Consider the following 21,438-nt stretch of genomic DNA (forward strand, 5'->3'; position numbering starts at 1 on the left):
TTTATAAACTTTTTCTAGTTTATAAAGTCCTTTATTATTCTATAATATTACTAGATTTATTAATCAAATTGGCCAAAAACTTAAAGTTGCGTAGGGGGCGAGAATGATGAGCTTGGGAAGAGCAACGAAAATAGCTGTTATTTTGATTCTGTTGGCTTTTTCATTAACGATATCTAACTTCATAGTTCCGCAAGCCAATGTTTCAAAGGCGCAGGATGAGGATGGACAAGGATTCACAGTAGGAAATATAAGAGATGATTATGAAGTATATCTGTCCGAATATAAAAATGCACCGCGTCCGCAAGAGAGCATAAACATAAGCGCAACCGATTTTATCGATGCCAATCCAACTGTCGAAGTAGTGACGGGTCTGGGTAATACCCCGGCTAAAGCGGTTAAAACGGGAGAAGAGGGTTACATCGAGTGGGACGTAAATATTGAAACCGCCGGGTTGTATAACATCAAAATCGAGTATTATCCTATCCAAGGAAGAGGCTCATCTATTGAAAGAGAATTGTGGATAAACGGCCGATTGCCGTTTTTTGGGGCCAGTCATCTTACGTTTTCGCGTATATGGGCTGATGAAGGGGATGTAAAGCAGGATAACCGAGGTAACGATATACGTCCAAGTCAGATAGAGGCTCCTAGATGGCAATGGAGCTATCTCTGGGATTACATGGGATATTATAATGAGCCTTATTATTTTTATTTCAAAGCTGGGAAAAACACTGTGAGGCTGGTATCTGTAAAAGAGCCTATGGCTATAAAATCAATTACTATAGAGCAGGCCCCTAAAAGTTTGCCTTATGAACAAATAGCTGCTGCATATGAACAGCAAGGGTATAAAAACTATGAGGGAAAACCTATCAAAATTCAGGGGGAGGATGCCTATTTAAAATCTGATCCTACGTTGTACCCCTTAAATGACAGAGCATCGCCTACTACTGAGCCGTATGACCCTTCTAAAATACGTTTGAATACAATAGGCGGATACAGATGGAACCTACCAGGTCAGTGGATTATGTGGGAGATTGATGTGCCTGAAGACGGATTGTACAGGTTGGCCTTCAAAGTAAGACAGAATATGGTTAGGGGCTCGTTTAGCAATAGGCGGCTTTTAATCGACGAAAAAGTGCCGTTTGACGAAGCGGGGGATTTAAAATTCGAATATAAAAACGACTGGGTAATGTATGAACTAACCAAAAACGCTCAGCCATGTCTATTTTACTTGACAAAAGGCAAACATGAAGTAAAACTTGAGGTTACGCTGGGTGATTTAGCGGAAATTATACGTACTATAGAATCCAGCTTATATCAGCTTAATGAGGCTTATAGAAAAATAATAATGGTAACCACCCCTACGCCGGATCCTTACAGGGATTATCAATTAGACCTGCAAATACCTGATGTGATAAAGGAACTGGATAAGCAAGGGAATATAATAGATGAGATGGCGCAGCAGCTCATAGCTTATACCGGCCAAAGAGGCTCTCAAAGCGCCATACTTTATCGTTTATCTTATCAACTGAAAGACATGGCGAGAAGGCCTGATAGAATTCCCAGGATGCTTAACGATTTCAAGACCAACATAGGAAGCTTGGGTACATGGATACTTTCGGCCAGGGAACAGCCATTGGAGATAGATTATATTTGGCTTGGTTCTCCTACTAAGCAGCTTCCAGAAGTTGGCACGAGTTTAGGACAAAAGGCGCTTCATGAAACGAGGGCACTTATAGCATCCTTTACCGAGGATTATAACAGCGTAGGTAATGTATATGGCGGGGAGGCTTTGAAGGTGTGGATCCAGACCGGTAGAGATCAGGCCCAGGTATTAAAGCAGATTATAGACGACACATTTACGCCACAAACTGGTGTACCTGTAAATCTGGAGCTGGTACAACCAGGTACGCTGCTGCCTGCTGTCGTGGCAAATATAGGGCCGGACGTGGCATTGCAATTGGGCATTAGCGATCCTGTTAACTTTGCTACCCGTCATGCCGCTATAGATCTGACGCAATTTGATGAATTTGATGAAGTGGCGAAACGCTTTCATGACAGCGCTCTGGTACCATATGAATTTAATGACGGTGTTTTTGCTCTTCCGGAAACGCAAAGTTTCCCCATGTTGTTTTATAGAACTGATATACTAGATGAACTGAATTTACAGGTACCACAGACGTGGCAAAATGTTTTTAACATACTGCCAGTTATACAAAAGAATCATATGGATTTCGGGATTCCTATATCTACTACACAAACACCCGGTGCCGGCATGACGTCATTTACGATGTTTTTATATCAGATGGGGGGTAAACTCTATAAGGAAGACGGTATAGCCACCGCACTAGATGAGGAGGAAGCTATCGAAGCGTTTAAGATGTGGACGGAGCTCTATGTGAATTACAAATTTCCGGTGCAGTATGATTTCGCTAATAGATTTAGAATAGGGGAAATGCCTATAGGTATAGCCGATTATCAGACATATAACTTTTTATCGGTGTTTGCCCCTGAAATAAGAGGGTTATGGGATTTTGCGCCAGTACCGGGAACGGAAAAACTGGATGGCTCTATCGATCGATCGGTACCAAGCGGTGGTACGGCGGCTATGATGGTAAGAGGCGTAAAAGATAAAAATGCAGCGTGGGAGTTTTTGAAATGGTGGACTAGCACTGAGACTCAGGAGCGTTTTGGCAGGGAAATGGAAAGCCTGTTGGGTGCAGCAGGAAGATATCCTACTGCCAATATAGAAGCTTTAGAGAAATTACCGTGGCCGGTTAAGGATTACAAGAACCTTATGGCACAATGGCAGTGGGTTAAAGGTAATCCCGAAGTGCCTGGCGGGTATTTTACGCCAAGGCATCTTGACAATGCATTTAGAGAGGTTATATACAGTGGAGAAGATCCAAGGGAAACTATACTCGATTATGTCCGAGTTATAAATGATGAGATTACCAACAAGCGCATCGAATTCGGCTTACCGACGCTCGAAGATTTGAAAGATAAGACGGGAAGGTGATAGAATGGCTGCTAATGTTATGCCTAGCATAAAGACCTCGTTTAAAACCAGGATGAGCAATGCGTGGTTAGAGGCGAAGAAAAATAAAATTTCATATATATTTCTCGCACCATATGCAATAATATTTGCTATATTTACTATAGTACCAGTGCTAACTTCTATCGGTTTGAGTTTCACTTATTATAATATACTTGAGCCACCCAAATGGGTTGGATTTCAGAATTACATAAATTTGCTTTTGGATGATGAAGTATTTTTAATAGCTATTAAAAATACATTTATATTTGCAGCTATAACCGGGCCCATAGGATATTTCGCCGCCCTGTTTTTCGCATGGATGATAAATGAGCTCCCACCCAAGATAAGGGCGATAATGGTAGTGATATTCTATGCCCCTACCATCTCTGGGCAGGCATATGTGGTGTGGAATACATTATTCAGCGGAGATGCTTATGGTTATATAAATGGCTTACTTATCAATTTGGGCATTATATATGAGCCAATTCAGTGGCTTACCGATCCAGCATATATGAAAACAGCTGCTATAATAGTAGTACTATGGATGAGCTTGGGAACAGGCTTTTTGGCATTTGTAGCAGGGCTGCAAGGGATAGATAATACACTTTATGAGGCAGGATATGTAGATGGTATTCAAAACAGGTGGCAAGAATTATGGTATATAACGTTGCCTTCTATGAAACCACAGCTACTGTTCGGTGCTGTGATGTCCATTACGTCATCATTTGCCATACACGAAGTGTTAGTACCGTTAGTCGGTTTTCCGAGCACGGACTATGCTGCGCACACTGTAGTATCACATTTGGTAGACTATGGGAATATAAGATTCGAGATGGGGTATGCCTCAGCTATAGCTACGTTGCTATTTATAGCGATGGTGGGCACTAACCAAATAGTCCAGCGACTATTAAGAAAGGTAGGTAGCTGATATGGCTAAAATAAAGGTCAAAGCAAGGCAAAGGAAACCTAATCGCTCTCTGGGCGGCGATATAACAAATATAGTGATACTGGTGTTGTTCGGCTTATTTTTTGCCATGCCGCTGATATATGCCATATCCAATGCTTTTAAGCCTTTGGACGAAATATTTCTGTTTCCGCCGCGTTTTTTTGTAAGGAATCCTTCTCTGGAAAATTTTCAAGATCTATTTATATTGATGCAACAATCATGGGTTCCTTTTTCCAGGTATATATTGAATACCGTATTTATAACGGCTGTAGGAACTGTTGGCCACGTGATAATAGCATCTATGGCGGCTTATGTCTTGGCAAAGCATAAATTCCCAGGTAGGATTCTATTTTTCAATATAGTAGTACTGTCGCTCATGTTTTCTTACCACGTTACTGCTATACCGAGCTACCTTACCATGTCGTTTTTGGGTTGGATAGATACCTATTATGCCATAATAGTACCTCAACTGGCATATTCCCTCGGCTTATTTTTGATGAAGCAATTCATGGAACAGATACCCGATTCCCTGTTAGAAGCGGCTAGGATAGACGGTGCCAGTGAATTCCGTGTATTCTGGCAGATAGCTATGCCTACGGTTAAACCGGCATGGCTCACGCTGGTTATATTTGTATTTCAAAACTTATGGAATACGACGGGCGGCACCTATATATACAGAGAAGAGTTAAAAACGCTACCTTATGCATTGCAACAGATACTGGCGGGTGGTATAGCAAGGGCAGGCGTAGCAGCTGCTGTGGCTTTGCTTATGATGAGCGTTCCTATAATGCTATTTATACTGACGCAGAGCAATATAATTCAGACTATGACCACATCGGGTATAAAGGAATGAAGGAGGGGTGCGGATATGACGAGAAAAATGTGTGTTTTATTAATTGCGATAATATGTTTATCGATAATTTTCCCTGGTTTTGCTTCTGCAACTCCACCATATGAAAGTTACACGTATGATTATTGGGGAAATGTTTTATACGCTCCTCACGCATATCTTCCCGACAGAGTGATAGACGGGTCAAGCTTAGGTATAGGGAATTTTAATACACCGGGAGATTTATTTGTTAGTAAAGACGGCAAGATATATATAGCCGATTCAGGGAATAACCGGATAATTATAGCTGATAGTAATTGGAACATATTAAATGAACTGAAGACATTCGAGCATGATGGCAAAAACGATACATTTAAAAACCCTCAAGGCTTATATGTTACCGAAGAAGGGCATATATATATTGCGGATACCGACAACGGGCGGTTAATAGAGTTCGGGCCTTCAGGGGAGTTTATAAGGGAGATAGGCGCACCTGAAGCGGATATAATACCTGCCGATTTCATTTATAAACCTATGAAGATTGTGTTGGATAAGGCCAAGAGGATATATGTTATAGCTCAGAATGTTAACCAAGGTATAATAGAGCTAAATGCCGATGGTACGTTTCAGGGGTATATGGGTGCCAGCAGGGTAACGCCTAATATGGTCGACTATATATGGAAGATGATATCGACCCGGGAGCAACGTGCCGGAATGGTTTTGTTTGTACCTACAGAATACAATAATATTTATATAGATGATGAAGGATTTTTATATGTTACCACAAGCGCTTTAAGCGATGCGGATATACAGAATGCGATTAATTCGAGGAGTACAGATGATAGAGTTGCGCCTATAAGACGCTTAAATCTCACCGGTACCGACGTGTTGAGAAGGCGCGGTTTTTTCCCGCCGGTAGGAGATATAAGATTCCCGTATATAGGATCAGTGAGAGGACCTTCTACATTGGTCGATGTGTCGGTAGACAGTGCTAGCGGTATATATAGTGTTTTAGATAGAAAAAGAGGGCGTGTATTTACATATGATGATGATGGTAATATCCTCTATATTTTCGGAGGCATAGGGGAACAGGCAGGAACATTTAAAAGTCCGACAGCTATTGAAAGAATAGGGAATCAAATATTGGTATTGGATTCCAAGCTAAACAGCGTAACGGTATTTTCCATAACGGAATATGGTTCCCTTATAAATGAGGCCCTTTCTCTACACCACAAAGGCGAATACGATAAAGCAGCCGATCGATGGCAACAGGTTCTCCACTATAATTCTAATTATGAATTGGCTTATATAGGTCTCGGTAAATCGTTGCTAAGGCAAGACCGCTTTGCTGAAGCTATGGAGAATTTTAAATTGGGCAATAAGCGAGACCTTTATTCCAAAGCATTCCAGTACTATAGAAAAGAAATGGTCGAACAAAGCTTTAGTTGGATAGTAGGGGGAATAGTACTTGCTATAATAGCCATATGGCTCATATCAAAATATAGAAATAAGATATTCAAAAAGGGCAATAAACTTCTGGATAGCCTTGGTTATTCGTTTCATGTGATATTCCACCCATTTGACGGATTCTGGGATCTAAAACATGAGAAAAGAGGAAACTTGCCGGTTGCTTTTATAATGATCATACTGCTTATAGTGACCTTTGTTTTAAGAAGACAGCTTACCGGCTTTGCGTTTAATACTAATAATCCCAGAACGCTTAATATATTTACTGAAATAGTTAGTGTTGTAATACCGTATGGGCTTTGGTGCATAGCTAATTGGTGTCTTACAACATTGATGGATGGAGAAGGCAGCTTTACTGACATCGTTATAGCCACAGCTTATGCGACGGTGCCACTTGTATTGATAAACTTGCCGCTTATACCACTTAGCCACATCATAACGGTTGAGGAAGGGGCTTTCTATACATTTTTTGCTCAGCTTGCTGTGTTCTGGTGTGGACTGCTTATAGTGCTTGGTACTATGGTTACACATCAATACACTATGGGTAAAACCATAGGAACATCAGTGCTTACAATTGTAGGCATGGGCATTATAATATTTATCGGATTATTGGTGTTTGACTTACTCCAACAAATGATAACCTTTGTATATACAATATACAGAGAAATAGCGTTTAGAATCTAAAAAGGGGGTGGACTATATATGAGAAAAAGTTTAGTAGCAATAATCATCGCTATAGCATTTATCACATTATCTACAAATACAGCTCTTATGGCTCCTGATTCATCTATGCAACAGCAGACAGGCGATGCGTCGGCCATGCAAAATCCGGTGCCATCTGGAATGGAACTTGTAGCAGAAAATGAATTTTTGGCTATGTATTTTAATCCAGTTACTACCGAAGTTGCTATAAAAGATAAAAAATCTGGACATATATGGTATACCAATCCGCCTGATAGGGAACAGGATGCTATAGCTACGGGTGCTAATAAAGGAAAGCTTGGCTCTCAGTTAAGCATAACATATTATACCCCTACCGCCCAGCAACAGCAGATGGATAATTACAACGACAGCATAGCGCATAATCAATTTAAGGTGTCAAAAATAGATGATGGTATAAAGATAGTATATATGCGATCGTCAACGAAATTTTGAGCCACTCGCTAATGAAATTTTGAGCCACCTTCGCTAACGAATTCGTGAGCCACGCGCTAGCGAAATTTTGAGCCACCTTTGCAGGATTTAAAAGCAAATCTTGCAAAATAGCTCATTTTGCTTCTCTTTTTCAGCCCGAGGCAGGCTAACCAATCGAGTTCTACGATTTCATCGGGGGAGCCGGTCAGGTAAAAAGCGGGAGGGATAAATTCCCCAAGGCCTAACCCGCCAAGTCTTTATGCTCACGCTTTTTACCGGCGCTTGACAAGACCGGGTCCCAAAGGGATATAATATTTTAGGCGAGGGTTGGGCTGTTTGGATTTTTGCTTCCCTTCCGTTGCCCTCGGTATTTTTTGCCTATCCATTTGGGTGGTCTTGTCAAGAGAGACCGGCGACTCCCGAGTGCTAGACTCTGACTCTATCCTCGCTGGGCTGCTGCTTGCTGCTTGAACCGGTATGATGTACCGTTCATATTGAGTATGTGAGCCCTAAAGGTTAAGCGGTCTACCAGCGCTGCTGTCAGTACGGTATCTTGAAAAAATTCTACCCAACGGGAGAACTCTAAGTTAGTGGTTATCATTACGCTGGCTCTCTCTGAGCGTTCGGATAAAACCTGAAACAAAAGCTCCGAATGGTGCTTATTGAAGCTCAGGTAGGAAAGCTCGTCAAGTATGAGAAGATCAATTTTAGACAGTTGCTTCTCTATCTTGCTCAAGCGATGGTACTCCTGAGCTTCGGCCAGCTCGTTAGCCAACTGGGCCGCTGTGTAAAATCTCACCTTGTATCCGGCTTTGCATATTCTCATGCCTAAGCCGATGGCCAAGTGGGTTTTGCCGGTACCCGGGTTGCCTATCATGATGACATTCTCCCGATTTGCTACAAAATCACCTGTAGCCAGCTGCCAGACCAGTGCTTCTTCGACATGCTCCAACGCTTTGAAATCAAACTCATCCAGCGATTTAGCGAGTGGAAAGCCTGCTGCTTTAATCCTGCGCTTTAGCTGATTTTCCTGTCGTGTAGCCACCTCGTTGGCCAATAACTCGCATAAGAAATCCTCATAGCCCATGCCGTCCTCTGTGGCGTGACGCATAATCGGTTCGTATTTGGCTATGGTAGGCAGGCGAAGCTGCTTGGCATATAGGCGTATAAGTTCCTTTTTGGGATTTATCTCACTCATGGTTCTTATCACCTCCTGCCAAGAGCACGTCATAAGCGTTTAACGATACCTCTTTAACCGATACATCATTCGGAAAGGGTATAACATTATCCACGGCACCATTATCGTCGCTATCGGTTAATCTGCTCCTTAAAAGCTCAATGGTAGGCGATGATATATCCAATGCTTTGATCTCTTTTAGTATGCGTTCTGTGCCATAGTCTACCACCAGCCTGAGCAGTTTCACCATATCGCGGTTACCTGCCGGCAATCTTTGTCCCCATCGCAGTATTTCCTGAGGTATATTGGCTTGCTTAACTGGTTTAGCATTCAACACCGCTCTGGGACGCTTCTCCAAAAGGTCAATGTAATGGCTCAACTGATACTGAACAGTATTTGCCGTATAGCTCCTAGGATAGGCAGCCACATCCTCATTATGATAATATATCCTGACCGTTGTGCCGTATCCTTTGACGGTAACATTCTTGCCCACCAAATGAAGAGGGACCGAATACTGGCTGCCGTCAAAACGCACTATGCCAAATTCATTTACACCGGCAGTAACCTGAATGGCAGTATCAAAGGGATATAAGGGCAACGGTATCAAGCTGGCTCGTTCGGTCTCATAGCCTTTACCCACTGTTTGGGAACGGCCCCTTATGGTATGCGAGCGGTACTTTATGCATCTATCCAGTATTATCTGATTTAGCTCTTCTATGCTATCGACGTGCACAAGAGGTACCAGTACATTGCGACGTATATATCCTACCAGGCCTTCTACCAGTCCTTTTTCATGCCCCTCTGCCAGGTTGCAGTACTCAGTTGCAAAGGCATAATGGGCCTTCAATGCCATAAAGCGCTGCTGTTCTTTAACTACATGGGTACCCCAGCCTTCTTTTACAGCAAGCCGGGAATTGTCGAATATCTCCTTTCTTGCTACGCCGCCGAAGTATTCAAAACCGGCTCTATGGCCTTCCAGGAAAGATTCTTCATTTTCCCTGGTAAAAGCCATGACAAAGATATCGCAGCTAAAGCACAAGCGCATACAGAACAAATGTACGGTTTGTTTTACGCCTTTTATATATACCTTAGCCGCTCCCCAATCCACTTGGACCGCTTCACCGGGCTCAAAGGATAAAGGGATATAGGCGTTATTGACGTTTTGCCGCAGTTGCTGGACGTACTGCCTTACAGTGGACTCTCCGCCCATAAACCCTTTTTCCTCTACCAAACGGTCATAAATCCTTTTTGCCGTATGCTGCTGCTTTTTGACGTTCTCTTGTTTATCCTGTTCCAAGCAGGAGTGGATAAACTCGATTACTTCCGTGGTTAGTACCGGGGCAATCCTTCCTTGGTAAGGTTTGCGTTGCCCTGGCATACATGCACCTTGGCAATACTTTTTGACAGTATTGCGTGAGATACCCAAACGCCTGGCAATCTCCCTTTGCGAGCAATGCTCTACAGCATAAAGCTGACGAATTTCTTGATATAGATCCACTTCAATTGTCACACTCCTTAGCCTCCTGTATCATAAGTTTTTCATGTCTATAATACAGGATTTCTAGTCTTTAGTGGATCAAAAATTCGTTAGCGTTTGACCTGTTTTTGGCTCACTTTTATTATAGCGTTTATATATATACAATAGGACGGGTTCAGAAAGTATTGATAGTTCCTCAGGCTATAAGCGCTGAGAGGTTTGAGCAGATACTAGATAAAATACCTAGTGCTTCGGATAAAAGTGTGCTTAAAAGAAGATATAGGCTGATATCATTGAAAAGTATGAAGGATGAAAGCGAGCGGCGGGATGCTTTATCCCAATACCCTGTGCTGGAAGAACACGATATTTATGAATTAAGGCCAAACCTGAACGACCTTGTGATGCAACAGCTTGACGAAATATTCAGGTCGACAGGTTATACAATAGACGACTTAAATAAAGATCATGCGGAGAATAATGTGCCGCCTAGAGAAGCTAATAAAGATATATTTACAATACCGCTTGAATACAAACTGGACGGTGAAGGGCTTATTGTATCTGTAGATGCAAAAGAAATAAAATATGATACATCGTATCCATTGACCCAAATAAGAGTGCTCGAGTTTTTTGGAGCAGGCAATGCCGAAACGAGCGGGTATATGCTGGTGCCTGACGGTTCAGGTGCGATCATAAACATGAATAATGGTAAGAATGATGTCCGCCCATATATGGGGTATCTGTATGGTAACGATCGGGCTATAAGGCGGGAGGAAGTATTTGAAAGGAGTGAACAGGCATATCTGCCACTGTTTGGCATTAAACAGGGAGATAACGCATTATTCGGTATTGTTGAGGAGGGAAGCGCCTTCGCCTCTATTGTAGCCGATGTGAGCGGTAGAATAAATTCATACAATATCGCTTGTGTTGAATTTATGACATTGCCTAATGATACTATAGATCTGACCGCTATGGCAGGTAATAATGTCGTAATGGCGTATCAGCCCAGAATATATCAAGGGGCTTTTAAAATAAGATACAGTTTTTTATCTGGCCAAGATGCCGATTACGTTGGTATGGCAAAAAGCTATAGGGAATATTTATTGAACAAAGGACAACTCAAGAAAGCAAAAAATGGGTCGGGGTTGCCGTTTTATATTGAACTTATAGGAGCTATAGATAGGATAAAACCAGTAGCTGGCGTGCCAGTAAGAGGTATTGAGCCGCTTACAACCTATGACCAGGCTATAGAGATAATAGACAAAATGATAAATAGCGGTATATCCAACATAAAGTTGAAATATACAGGATGGTTTAATGGGGGTATAAGGCATTCTTTGTCCAATAATATAAATTTGCAATCCCAACTAGGTGGCAAGAAAGATTTTAATAAATTAACAAGCTTTGCCGCCGACAATGGTGTAGAGATTTATCCTAACGTAAGCTTTGAATATGCATATAAAGATAAGATGTTCGATGGTTTTAGCGCCCGTTCTGATGCGGCGCGTTTTCTAGACAGAGAAGTGGCGCTTGTATACGACTTTGATCCGGCTACCAATAGATACGATAATACAAAGGAACCGTATTACATAATAAGCCCGACTAGAATAAATCCCATAGTATCATCTTTTTTAGAAGATTATAAAGGACTAAATGTAAACGGTTTATCGCTTGCTACCATGGGCAGTGATCTTAACTCTAACTTCCGCGAGAATGGATTGGTTGATAGGGAGCAGGCTAAAGCTTTAATGGTGGAACAAATGGAGAAATTGACACAGAAAGGTATAAGCCTTATGGCCAGCGGCGTTAACGATTATGCTTTGCCTTACGTTGCTCATATATTGAATATGCCTATGGATTCTAGCGGCTATAATATTACGGATGAAAGCGTACCGTTTTACGAAATAGCACTCCATGGGTATATATCGTATGCTGGTGAACCTATAAACCTCGCGGGCGATTATACTAGGTCAGTCTTGAAAGCCGCAGAAACTGGAGCGGGGTTATATTTTACCTGGATATATGGCGAGAATTCATTGGTGAAGGATTCGGATTATAACTATTTATATTCGGTCAATTATGAAGCATGGCTCGGCAGAGCAGTGGAATTATATAATCGTATGAATGCAGTGCTTTCTGACGTACAGGATAAGGCTATTGTCGATCATCGAAAACTAAGGCAGGATGTTTATAAGGTTACATTTGAAGGCGGCAAGAGCATTATTGTGAATTATAGTGATGCTCCTGTGTCTATAAATGATACTATTATAGAAGCTAATAATTTTAAGGTGTTTGAAGGGAGCAGTAGCAGATGAATATTAAATCTAAACATCGAGTAACATTAGAGGGCAAAAAAGCTATAACGGGTTATATGTTTATAGCGCCATTTTTGTTAGGACTATTTGTATTCTTCCTTTATCCGCTGGTACAATCGATAATATTCAGCTTTAATGATCTGGAGGTAACGGCAACTGGTTATAAACTAACCTATGTGGGACTGAACAATTTTAGAAAGGCGTTTTTCGTAGATCCGGATTTCAGAAGGGTACTTGTAGAAGCTATAACTCAGATGATAACCGATGTGCCCCTCATAGTTATATTTAGTTTCTTTGCTGCTACCTTACTCAATCAAGAATTCAAAGGGAGAGCTTTTGCTAGAGCGGTGTTCTTTTTACCTGTCATATTGACATCCGGTGTAATAGTAGCGATTGAAAACAGCGATATGTTGCTGAGCATGGCGAGAAACAGTTTCGAAGAAGAAGCTACCACTGGTGCGGCTGCTTCTGTGGTACAGGCGTTAGAACTAAGGCGCCTGCTTATGCAAGCGCGACTAGACCCGCGATTTATAGGTTATATAACCGGTGCTATAGATAATATATACCAGGTGGTAACGGCGTCAGGCGTTCAAATATTGGTGTTTTTGGCTGGACTGCAAACCATATCTCCGTCGCTTTATGAAGCGGCTATAGTAGAAGGGGCCACAGGATGGGAAAAATTCTGGAAGATTACCTTTCCGATGGTAAGTCCACTTATATTGGTCAATGTGGTTTATTCCATAATAGACTCATTTACAAGGCCTACCAATCAAGTGATGCAGATGATTATGGATGCAGCTTTTAAGCAATCGTCATATGGTTATAGTTCGGCAATTGCATGGGTATACTTCATAGCTATAATGCTTATTTTAGGTGTAGCCGTAGGTATAATATCTAAATGGGTATTCTATCAAGAATAACGATAGGGGGTTGAAGTATGAGTTCTATAGCGATGGAACAGCGGGATGCGACAATAGCAAGAAAGACCAAGCACAGTTATTTTTCTGTATACAGATTGCGTCAATTGATGTGGTCTATAGTAAGGATGATTTTGGTTATAGGGATATGCTTTGTCATATTATATCCGCTTATAGTAAAATTTTCTATATCAATAATGAAAGAAAAGGATCTTTATGACATAACAGTACGGTATGTACCGAAACATTTTACATTCGAGAACTATCAGACTGCATGGACGTATATGAGATATCCTGAAGCATTTATGAACTCGGTAAAGTTATCTCTGTTGACCAGCTTGGTACAGCTCATATCGTGTACATTGATAGGTTATGGTTTTGCAAGATTTAATTTTCCATTAAAGAATTTACTTTTTGGTCTGGTTATAGTCATACTGGTGGTACCGCCACAGACTATAATGATACCGTTATTTCTACATTTCAGATTTTTTGACATATTCGGTATTATATCTGCTTTGACAGGCAAAACTCTAAACCTCTTGGATACGTACTGGCCGTTTGTTTTGCTATCGGCTACCGGTATGGGCCTAAAAAACGGCTTATACATATATATAATGCGTCAGCATTTTAGAGGAGCGCCTAAAGATCTCGAAGAAGCGGCATATATAGATGGGGCTGGCGCCTTTAAGACGTTTTATAGGGTTATGTTGCCAGGAGCCATACCGATGATGGTTACGGTATTTCTGTTTTCTTTTGTATGGCAATGGACAGATACTTTTTATTCCTCCTTGTTTTTACAGAGGCTATGGGTATTACCTACTGCGCTGAGTTCGCTGGTACCTAATGTGTCGCAAGCTTACTCATCGGCACAACTGGGTATGATGGTGTATTTAAGCCCGGCTTATTCGTCTATGCTCAACAATACAGGTAGCATACTTGTTATAATACCGCTCATTATAATATATCTGTTTGCTCAACGTTACTTTGTAGAGAGCATAGAACGTTCAGGGCTTACAGGAATGTGATTTATCGTTAATTTAAAGGAAAGGGGGTGGTTGTATTGCTTGCATTATATGAAATACCAGTTTAATGCTTATGCCAAGATAAAATACTATTATACGAGGAGGAATTGCAAATGTCAAAGAAAATAGCGATGTTATTAGTAGTTGTTATGTTGATGACGGCTATAATGGCAGGTTGCGGAGGAAACGAGCAACAACCGGATGCTACTAACGATGGGCAGAAAACACCGGATCAAACTGCCGAAGAGCAGCAGTCCGAAGAAGAACCTCCGCAGTTGGATTTTGGCGGTAGGACCATACGCTATACTGCCTGGTGGGATCTTACACCACAGCCCGGTTCTTCTGCAAGTGCTGACAGGCAGATAGCTCGCAGAAATGAGCTGGAGAAGAAATACAATTGTAAGGTAGAGTATGTGAATATACCGTGGGACCAGTATCTGCAGAAGTTTATAACGGCGGCTATGGCGGGCGATTCTATAGGGGATCTGGTTACGCTGGACAGCCGGTGGTTTTACCCGACTGCTGTAGCTAACGGTTACCTTTATGATCTCAATGAATTTGCGGATAAAGGCATCTTTGATTTTACTGAAGAAAAATGGAATAAAGATTTTCTCAAATGGGGTACTTTTGATGGTAAGTTGTATGGTTACGCTATAGGTAGGACGTTCCCCCGAAGCGTATTATTCTGGAATAAATCGTTGTTTGAAAGGGAAGGTTTGCCTAACCTCTATGATCTATTTTTCAACCATCAATGGACATGGGATAAGATGCTGGAGATTGCTAAAAAAGCCACAAAAGATAAAGATGGTGACGGTAAAATAGATCAATGGGGACTATCCGGTATAGATCTGGGGTTTGGCTTCGTGTTCTCAAATAATGCTGAAAGCGTGGACGTATCAGACCCTATTCATCCGAAGTTTGTGCTTAATTCGCCCAATGCATTGGAAGGACTGCAGGCATGGCAAGATTTCATTCAGAAGCATAAAGTGGTGGAGCTAAATCCTGAAGGTGCGGCATGGGATTATCCTAGACAGAGCTTTTCAAATGGCAATGTAGCTATGCTTTATACTCAATGGTGGATGGTGGATGATATAAAAAAGAATATGAAGGATCAATATGGCATAATCATGTTCCCTATGGGCCCCAAAGCTGATGAATACGTATCCCAATATTCCGGTTTTACCATTGATACCATACCATCGACGGTGAAAAATGCCGATCAAGTGGCCATATTCCAGAATGAAATGACCGAGCCTTATCCCGACGAAGATCCGGAAGAATGGAAAGATTACTACACTGAAAGGGTCTATGACGAACAATCTGTACAGGTCATAGAAATGCTGCAGGATAAAGGATTAAGCAAGGTCGATTGGTTCGGCTCATTCGATGACGTTGTGCAGATGTCCTATACTTTCATGTCAGAGATACAAAACGGCAGTAAAACGCCTCAGGTAGCTATAAGCGAGGTGGCGCAGCAAGCGCAGACGCTGCTGGACAATGCGCTTAAAAAGAAGCCCGAGGACCTTATCAAGACTGACGAAGCGGGACAATGAGGCGGTAGAGATCTTATGCTAATATCGGCGTAAGATCTCGTCCCATATGGAGAAGTAAAATATGAAAAAGAGTATAATCTTATATATAATCGTTTTATCGCTTATTTTTATGACGGCCTGTAACGATGGTAATACAGAAAGGAGTGTATTCGGCATGAGGAGAGGCATAAATATAGGAAATGCCCTTGAGGCCCCTAATGAAGGAGAATGGGGTGTCACTGTAAAGGATGAATATTTTAAAATAATAAAGGACGCTGGATTTGATACGGTGAGAATACCTATAAAATGGTCAGCGCATGCTATGGCTGATCCACCATATACTATAGATAAGGCCTTCTTCGATAGGATAGACCATCTAGTAAATCAATCGCTTGAGCAAAAGCTCTGTACTATAATAAATATACATCATTTCGACGAGCTGGTTAAGGATCCGGAAGCCCAGAAAGAGCGGTTTTTAAGCATTTGGCAGCAGATAGCCGAGCATTATAAGAATTATCCGGATAAGCTTTATTTCGAAATTTTAAATGAGCCCAACGGAGCATTGGACCAATACTGGAACGATTACCTTGCAGAAGCGGTAGAGGTGATAAGAAAGAGCAACCCTGACAGGATACTGATAGCAGGGCCGGGGAATTGGAATGGTATATCAGCGTTGGAAAATTTCGAGATTCCAGAAGATGATAAAAATATTATAGTTACATTCCATTATTATAATCCATTTTGGTTTACACACCAGGGGGCAGAGTGGGTCAATCCATCCCCGCCTGTCGGCAAAGAATGGGAAGGAACCGATGACCAAAAGCAATTTATAGAGGATGAGATACTTAAGGCTGTCGACTGGGCAAAAGAGCATAACAGGCAGCTTTTCATGGGCGAGTTTGGAGCATACAGTAAAGCGGATATGGAATCGAGGGCAAAGTGGACGTCGTTCGTAGCCCGCACGGCAGAAAAATATGACATAGCATGGGCCTATTGGGAGTTCTGCTCGGGCTTTGGCGCATATGACCCCGTGCTTAACCAGTGGAGGGAACCGCTGCTGCAAGCATTGGTTCCGTCTGAATAATGCATCCTCATCACAGGCCTTCTGAGGCTGACGGCATAGAACAACCAATACCTGGAATGCTGACTGGCGGACCAAACAGCGGAAGACAGGACCATGATGCGGAAAATAAAACACCTGCGGGTATGCCTCCAGCGAAATGCTATATAGATGACGTAGGCGGCTATTCGACGAATGAGATAGCTATATATTGGAATTTGCCTGCGGTTCTGGTAGCCGCATATTTTGATAAGTAGGTGTATGGTATGCGTAAGAAAATTCACGGTACTATTATAGTATATTGCATGTTTTTAACGCTTTTGTTTACTGGATGTGGCAGTGTACCTGTAAAAAGCAATGATCAAGCAAAACCCAATAAGGATGAGGAGGAAACAGATATGATAGAGGAAGTACCGTCATTAAAAGAGGTTTATAAAGACTATTTTTATATAGGCGCCGCTATAAGCGTTGATTCAGTGTCAAAAAGCCCTGATAAAGAGCTTATAGCCAAGCAGTTCAATATAATTACCCCAGAGAATGCTATGAAGTTTGAACCGATACATCCTCAGGATGGCATATATAATTTTGAACCGGCTGATAAAATCGTTGAATTTGCCCAGCGGAACGACATGAAGGTGATAGGCCATACGCTCATATGGCATAATCAGACGCCAGACTGGGTGTTTAAAGATGCGGATGGTAACCAGGTCGATCGCGATGTGCTCTTAAAGAGAATGGAAGAACATATAAAAGCAGTAGTGGGGCATTATAAAGGCAAAGTATATGGCTGGGATGTGGTGAATGAAGCTATAGAAGATACTGCCCCGTATGGTTTGAGAGATAGCATGTGGAAAAAGATTATAGGCGACGATTATATAGAATGGGCTTTCAAGTTTGCTCATGAGGCTGATCCGGATGCCGAGCTGTACTATAACGATTATAATACCGAGACGCCAGGTAAAAGAGAGGCGATATATAATCTTGTTAAAAGTCTTAAAGGAAAAGGTATCCGCATAGATGCCGTCGGTATGCAGTCCCATATAAATATATATTATCCCTCTGTGCAAGAAATAGAGGAATCCATAAAAAAATTCTCTTCGCTGGGCGTAAAGGTAAATATAAGTGAACTCGATATGGATCTATATAAATGGGATGAAAAAGAAGACAGGTATAAAGACGGCGTCCCTGACGATATATTGAAACTACAGGCCGATAGATATGGAGAGATATTCGCTTTGTATAGGAACTATAAGGATGTTATAGGACGGGTGACATTCTGGGGTTACTATGATGGTGGTTCATGGCTGAACGATTTCCCGATAAAAGGCAGGACCAATTATCCGTTACTTTTCGATAGAGAATTTAAGCCCAAGCCGGCTTTTTGGAATGTGGCGAAATTCGCGCAATAGGGTTCTGTATTTTCAAAGAAGAAACAGATATATGAAAGAACTAACGCAAGGACCGAAACTTCGAGAAATTGCTGATAATGTAAAGGCATCAGAGTGTCAGCTATTTATGGGGTTCAAAGGAATCCATGTTTATTCGTCAGGCGTGGGCCATGAAGAAAAGATATGATACTGCAAAAGCGTTAGGCAATATAGAGGAGCAGAAATAAAAGAAGTTGCATAAAAGGGGAGAAACCGGAGTGGGAGCCTCCTCCGGTCTCCCTGCGTAGAACAAAGGAATGTGAGAATAAGATCTTAGGAGACATGATAACAATATTCAGATTTGGGGTGTAATATAGTGAGGCAACTAAAAGAGATATTTTCTAATATAAAATATATTGCCTTAATAGCAAGCAAATATGAAAGACTATATTTGCCTTTGCTAATTGCCGTGAGTTTGATTCAAGGAACACTGCCTTTTGCAAATATTATAATACCCAAATATATCATAAATGAACTGACTGGCTCAAAAAGAGTAGATCACTTGCTGCTTCTTGTGCTTATATTGGTGGGCATAAATCTTATATTAAGGATAACAAACGAATATATATCCACAATATATATACAAGTTGCCGACGATCACTTGCAGAACAGGGTAGGTATGCTTATGGGATATAAAATCATGGACATAGATTACAATTATCTGGAAAATCCCGAAATTTATGATATGAAAGAAAAGGCTAACCGCATAAATAACGGTGTTATAAAGGACATTGTTGCAGCAGCTTCATCTATACTTTCCAACGTGATCACTTTAGTCGGCATAATATATATAATGGCTAAATTAAATCCTCTTATTATGCTCCTTATACTAGGTACTGTGACTATTTCGGCCAGGTCGAATATGAAAACCCAAAAACTTTTTTATACGATACAGAATCTTTTAATTCCCATCAATAGGAGGCTTAGTTACCTATTCCGTATGATAAATGATTTCACTTATGGGAAAGACATAAGGCTGTTTAACTTGGCAGGATGGTTAACGAAAAAATGTGAATACTATTGGCATAAGACAGTATTAGAAATGAAGCCGAGGATGGTCAAGGTTGCTCATACGAACTCTATAGCAATAATAGTGAGATTTATACAGGAAGGTATCGTATACATATACCTTGGACTCAGAGTAATATGGGCAAATATGACACTGGGCGACTTCGTTATGTACCAGAATGCCGTCAGGAGTTTTACTGATTCATTGAGTGCGATAGCATCGGCATTTGTGGCCATATACCAGAATAATATGTACGTAAGGGATTACAGGAATTTTATGGCATTGGAAAATAGGATCAATGTCGATAGAGATGATACTGTGCCGTTACCTGATTTAAGCAAACCTTATGAAATAGAATTTAAGGACGTATCTTTTAAGTATCCTGGTCAAAATTCATATGCTCTCAAGAACCTGTCTCTGACGATAAAAAGCGGGCAAAAATTATCGATAGTTGGGCTGAATGGTGCAGGTAAGACTACGCTCGTTAAACTGTTAATACGCTTGTATGATCAATGCGAAGGCGTAGTTTTATTAAATGGCACAGATATAAGGAAGTTCAACTATAACGATTATCTTTCACAATTTACTGTGGTGTTTCAAGATTTTAATATATTTGCTTTCAGCTTAAAAGAGAACATAGCACTTACAGAAAGCGAAAAATGTGATGATGAACGCTTGATAAGCGCTATAGAAAAAAGCGGTCTTGACGAAAAGGTCAGAAGCCTTGAAAAAGGGATGGACTCGCAAATATATAAAATATTCGATGAACATGGGATAGAGCTATCGGGTGGAGAAAAGCAAAAGCTTGCATTGGCACGAGCACTATATAGGAAATCTTCTATTGTGGTATTGGATGAACCAACTAGTGCCTTGGACCCGTTGGCAGAGTATGATTTATATAAGCGCTTTGCTGATTTGACAGAAGGGCGAACCACACTCTACATCTCGCATAGGATGTCAAGCTCCAAGTTCTCTGATGCAGTGGCAGTTATAAAGAATGGCACAATGGTGGAATATGGAACACATGAAGAACTGATGCGCAGAAATGGCGATTATACTACAATGTTTGAAGCGCAGGCCCAATATTATATATGATTATGTAAATATTTAGTTATATTAGATGAAATATGATTTTTTATGATAAAATAATATAATCAAAATAATTCCGAGTTGTTAGGAGTGCATAACGTGAAGGCTGATATCGATTATATAATACCGAACATATCATATATGGTGTACAGAAAGTGTACACCTGAATGGCATCTGGCCACGCGGAGCCTGGATTTTTATAATCTAATGATACTTACTGAAGGCCAGTGCGTGTTTGCGTGGAAAGATGGCTTTGCTAAGCTGACAAAGGGGTATGGTGTGCTTATACCACCCGGTACTATGCATTCCGCTGTTACGGATCCAGATGACCTTATGCACTGTTATGCATTTAACTTCCGTTATCACTGTGCTTGTATAGAAAACGATGAGGTTACCATATATGATTATAAAGATGTACCGCTTCCTTTAGACATGGTTTTTAAAGTAACCAACCTTGATAGAATTGTGAATATATTACGTGAACTGAATGACATGTGGGTTCATCAGAGGCAGGGCTATAAGATCAAGGCGAATGGCTTGTTCAATGTGGTAATTGGTGAACTTATGGGGCAGCATAGACTTAAAGGCATAGCTCCGGCCCACATAAAGCGTATAGAGAATGCTGTGGATTATATAAATGAGCATTATGATACGCCTATAACAATAGCTGATTTAGCGGAATGCGCAGGTCTGAGTCCCACGTACTTTGAAGCTGAATTTAAGCGTATTATGGGCTGTACGCCGATAGAGTACATAAATAATTTGAGAATAGATCGTTCTATAGAATTACTTTTGGCTGGGAACTATACCATTGGTGAAATAGCTGAAAAAGTGGGCTTTAGCGATATATTTTATTTCAGCCGCGTATTTAAAAATAAAAAAGGTGTGAGCCCGACTAATTATATAAAGTCATCATAATATAATACAAAAAGAAGTGGTTTTGTCTATAGAAACATGTTATAAAATGTTGTATTATGGAGCTATAATTGATTATTGGAGGTTGGTA

Annotated in this window: 17 protein-coding genes; 15 read left to right on the forward strand and 2 right to left on the reverse strand. The window is 41.0% G+C overall.

The window, feature by feature from the left end:
- Positions 1-103 precede the first annotated feature (103 nt).
- Genes MAHAU_RS02280 through MAHAU_RS02300 form a run of 5 tightly spaced genes read left to right on the forward strand, consistent with a single transcriptional unit; the run spans position 104 to position 7,431 of the window.
- The gene (locus MAHAU_RS02280; protein ID WP_013780102.1) at positions 104-3,016 is read left to right on the forward strand and encodes an extracellular solute-binding protein; all 2,913 of its coding nucleotides are present in this window, start codon (positions 104-106) and stop codon (positions 3,014-3,016) included.
- Positions 3,017-3,020: 4 nt separating this feature from the next.
- A complete protein-coding gene (locus MAHAU_RS02285) occupies positions 3,021-3,962 on the forward strand; it encodes a carbohydrate ABC transporter permease (RefSeq protein WP_013780103.1) in 942 nt (313 codons plus the stop codon).
- Between the two features lies 1 nt (position 3,963).
- Positions 3,964-4,833: a carbohydrate ABC transporter permease gene (locus tag MAHAU_RS02290; RefSeq protein WP_013780104.1), complete on the forward strand. Its 870-nt coding sequence runs from the start codon at positions 3,964-3,966 to the stop codon at positions 4,831-4,833.
- A 15-nt stretch (positions 4,834-4,848) separates the two neighbouring features.
- Positions 4,849-6,960, forward strand: a complete 2,112-nt coding sequence (locus tag MAHAU_RS02295; RefSeq protein WP_013780105.1) for a YIP1 family protein — start codon at positions 4,849-4,851, stop codon at positions 6,958-6,960.
- Positions 6,961-6,978: 18 nt separating this feature from the next.
- Complete coding sequence (locus MAHAU_RS02300; RefSeq protein WP_013780106.1) at positions 6,979-7,431, forward strand: hypothetical protein; 453 nt, start codon at positions 6,979-6,981, stop codon at positions 7,429-7,431.
- A gap of 418 nt (positions 7,432-7,849) precedes the next feature.
- Here MAHAU_RS02300 and istB read toward each other — a convergent pair whose 3' ends face one another.
- Both istB and istA read right to left on the reverse strand, forming a co-directional pair.
- Positions 7,850-8,608 carry an IS21-like element helper ATPase IstB gene (gene istB, locus MAHAU_RS02305; RefSeq protein WP_013780107.1) on the reverse strand — a complete coding sequence of 253 codons (759 nt, stop codon included), beginning with the start codon at positions 8,606-8,608 and terminating at the stop codon, positions 7,850-7,852.
- Complete coding sequence (gene istA / locus MAHAU_RS02310; protein WP_013780108.1) at positions 8,601-10,097, reverse strand: IS21 family transposase; 1,497 nt, start codon at positions 10,095-10,097, stop codon at positions 8,601-8,603. The genes istB and istA overlap by 8 nt, the downstream gene beginning before the upstream one ends.
- A gap of 152 nt (positions 10,098-10,249) precedes the next feature.
- Between istA and MAHAU_RS02315 the strand changes: the two genes are divergently transcribed.
- The 10 genes from MAHAU_RS02315 (at position 10,250) to MAHAU_RS02355 (ending at position 21,350) form a co-directional block, all read left to right on the forward strand.
- On the forward strand, positions 10,250-12,376 hold the full coding sequence (locus MAHAU_RS02315) for a DUF5696 domain-containing protein (protein WP_013780109.1): 2,127 nt from the start codon (positions 10,250-10,252) through the stop codon (positions 12,374-12,376).
- The gene (locus MAHAU_RS02320; protein ID WP_013780110.1) at positions 12,373-13,296 is read left to right on the forward strand and encodes a carbohydrate ABC transporter permease; all 924 of its coding nucleotides are present in this window, start codon (positions 12,373-12,375) and stop codon (positions 13,294-13,296) included. Before MAHAU_RS02315 ends, MAHAU_RS02320 begins: the two co-directional genes overlap by 4 nt.
- A 17-nt stretch (positions 13,297-13,313) precedes the next feature.
- Positions 13,314-14,318: a carbohydrate ABC transporter permease gene (locus MAHAU_RS02325; RefSeq protein ID WP_013780111.1), complete on the forward strand. Its 1,005-nt coding sequence runs from the start codon at positions 13,314-13,316 to the stop codon at positions 14,316-14,318.
- Between the two features lie 110 nt (positions 14,319-14,428).
- Positions 14,429-15,868 carry an ABC transporter substrate-binding protein gene (locus MAHAU_RS02330; RefSeq protein WP_013780112.1) on the forward strand — a complete coding sequence of 480 codons (1,440 nt, stop codon included), beginning with the start codon at positions 14,429-14,431 and terminating at the stop codon, positions 15,866-15,868.
- Between the two features lie 61 nt (positions 15,869-15,929).
- On the forward strand, positions 15,930-16,931 hold the full coding sequence (locus MAHAU_RS02335) for a glycoside hydrolase family 5 protein (protein WP_013780113.1): 1,002 nt from the start codon (positions 15,930-15,932) through the stop codon (positions 16,929-16,931).
- Positions 16,931-17,164, forward strand: coding sequence for a glycoside hydrolase family 9 protein (locus MAHAU_RS02340; protein WP_041643785.1), 234 nt, complete (start codon positions 16,931-16,933; stop codon positions 17,162-17,164). Before MAHAU_RS02335 ends, MAHAU_RS02340 begins: the two co-directional genes overlap by 1 nt.
- A gap of 9 nt (positions 17,165-17,173) precedes the next feature.
- Positions 17,174-18,316 carry an endo-1,4-beta-xylanase gene (locus tag MAHAU_RS02345; RefSeq protein WP_013780114.1) on the forward strand — a complete coding sequence of 381 codons (1,143 nt, stop codon included), beginning with the start codon at positions 17,174-17,176 and terminating at the stop codon, positions 18,314-18,316.
- A 31-nt stretch (positions 18,317-18,347) separates the two neighbouring features.
- Positions 18,348-18,482 carry a hypothetical protein gene (locus MAHAU_RS16010; protein ID WP_281004390.1) on the forward strand — a complete coding sequence of 45 codons (135 nt, stop codon included), beginning with the start codon at positions 18,348-18,350 and terminating at the stop codon, positions 18,480-18,482.
- A 168-nt stretch (positions 18,483-18,650) separates the two neighbouring features.
- Entirely contained in the window at positions 18,651-20,438 is a 1,788-nt protein-coding gene (locus tag MAHAU_RS02350) for an ABC transporter ATP-binding protein (RefSeq protein ID WP_013780115.1), read from the forward strand.
- Positions 20,439-20,531: 93 nt separating this feature from the next.
- The gene (locus tag MAHAU_RS02355) at positions 20,532-21,350 is read left to right on the forward strand and encodes an AraC family transcriptional regulator (RefSeq protein WP_013780116.1); all 819 of its coding nucleotides are present in this window, start codon (positions 20,532-20,534) and stop codon (positions 21,348-21,350) included.
- The last annotated feature ends 88 nt before the right edge of the window (positions 21,351-21,438 follow it).

Source organism: Mahella australiensis 50-1 BON (assembly GCF_000213255.1).
Taxonomy (GTDB): domain Bacteria; phylum Bacillota; class Clostridia; order Mahellales; family Mahellaceae; genus Mahella; species Mahella australiensis.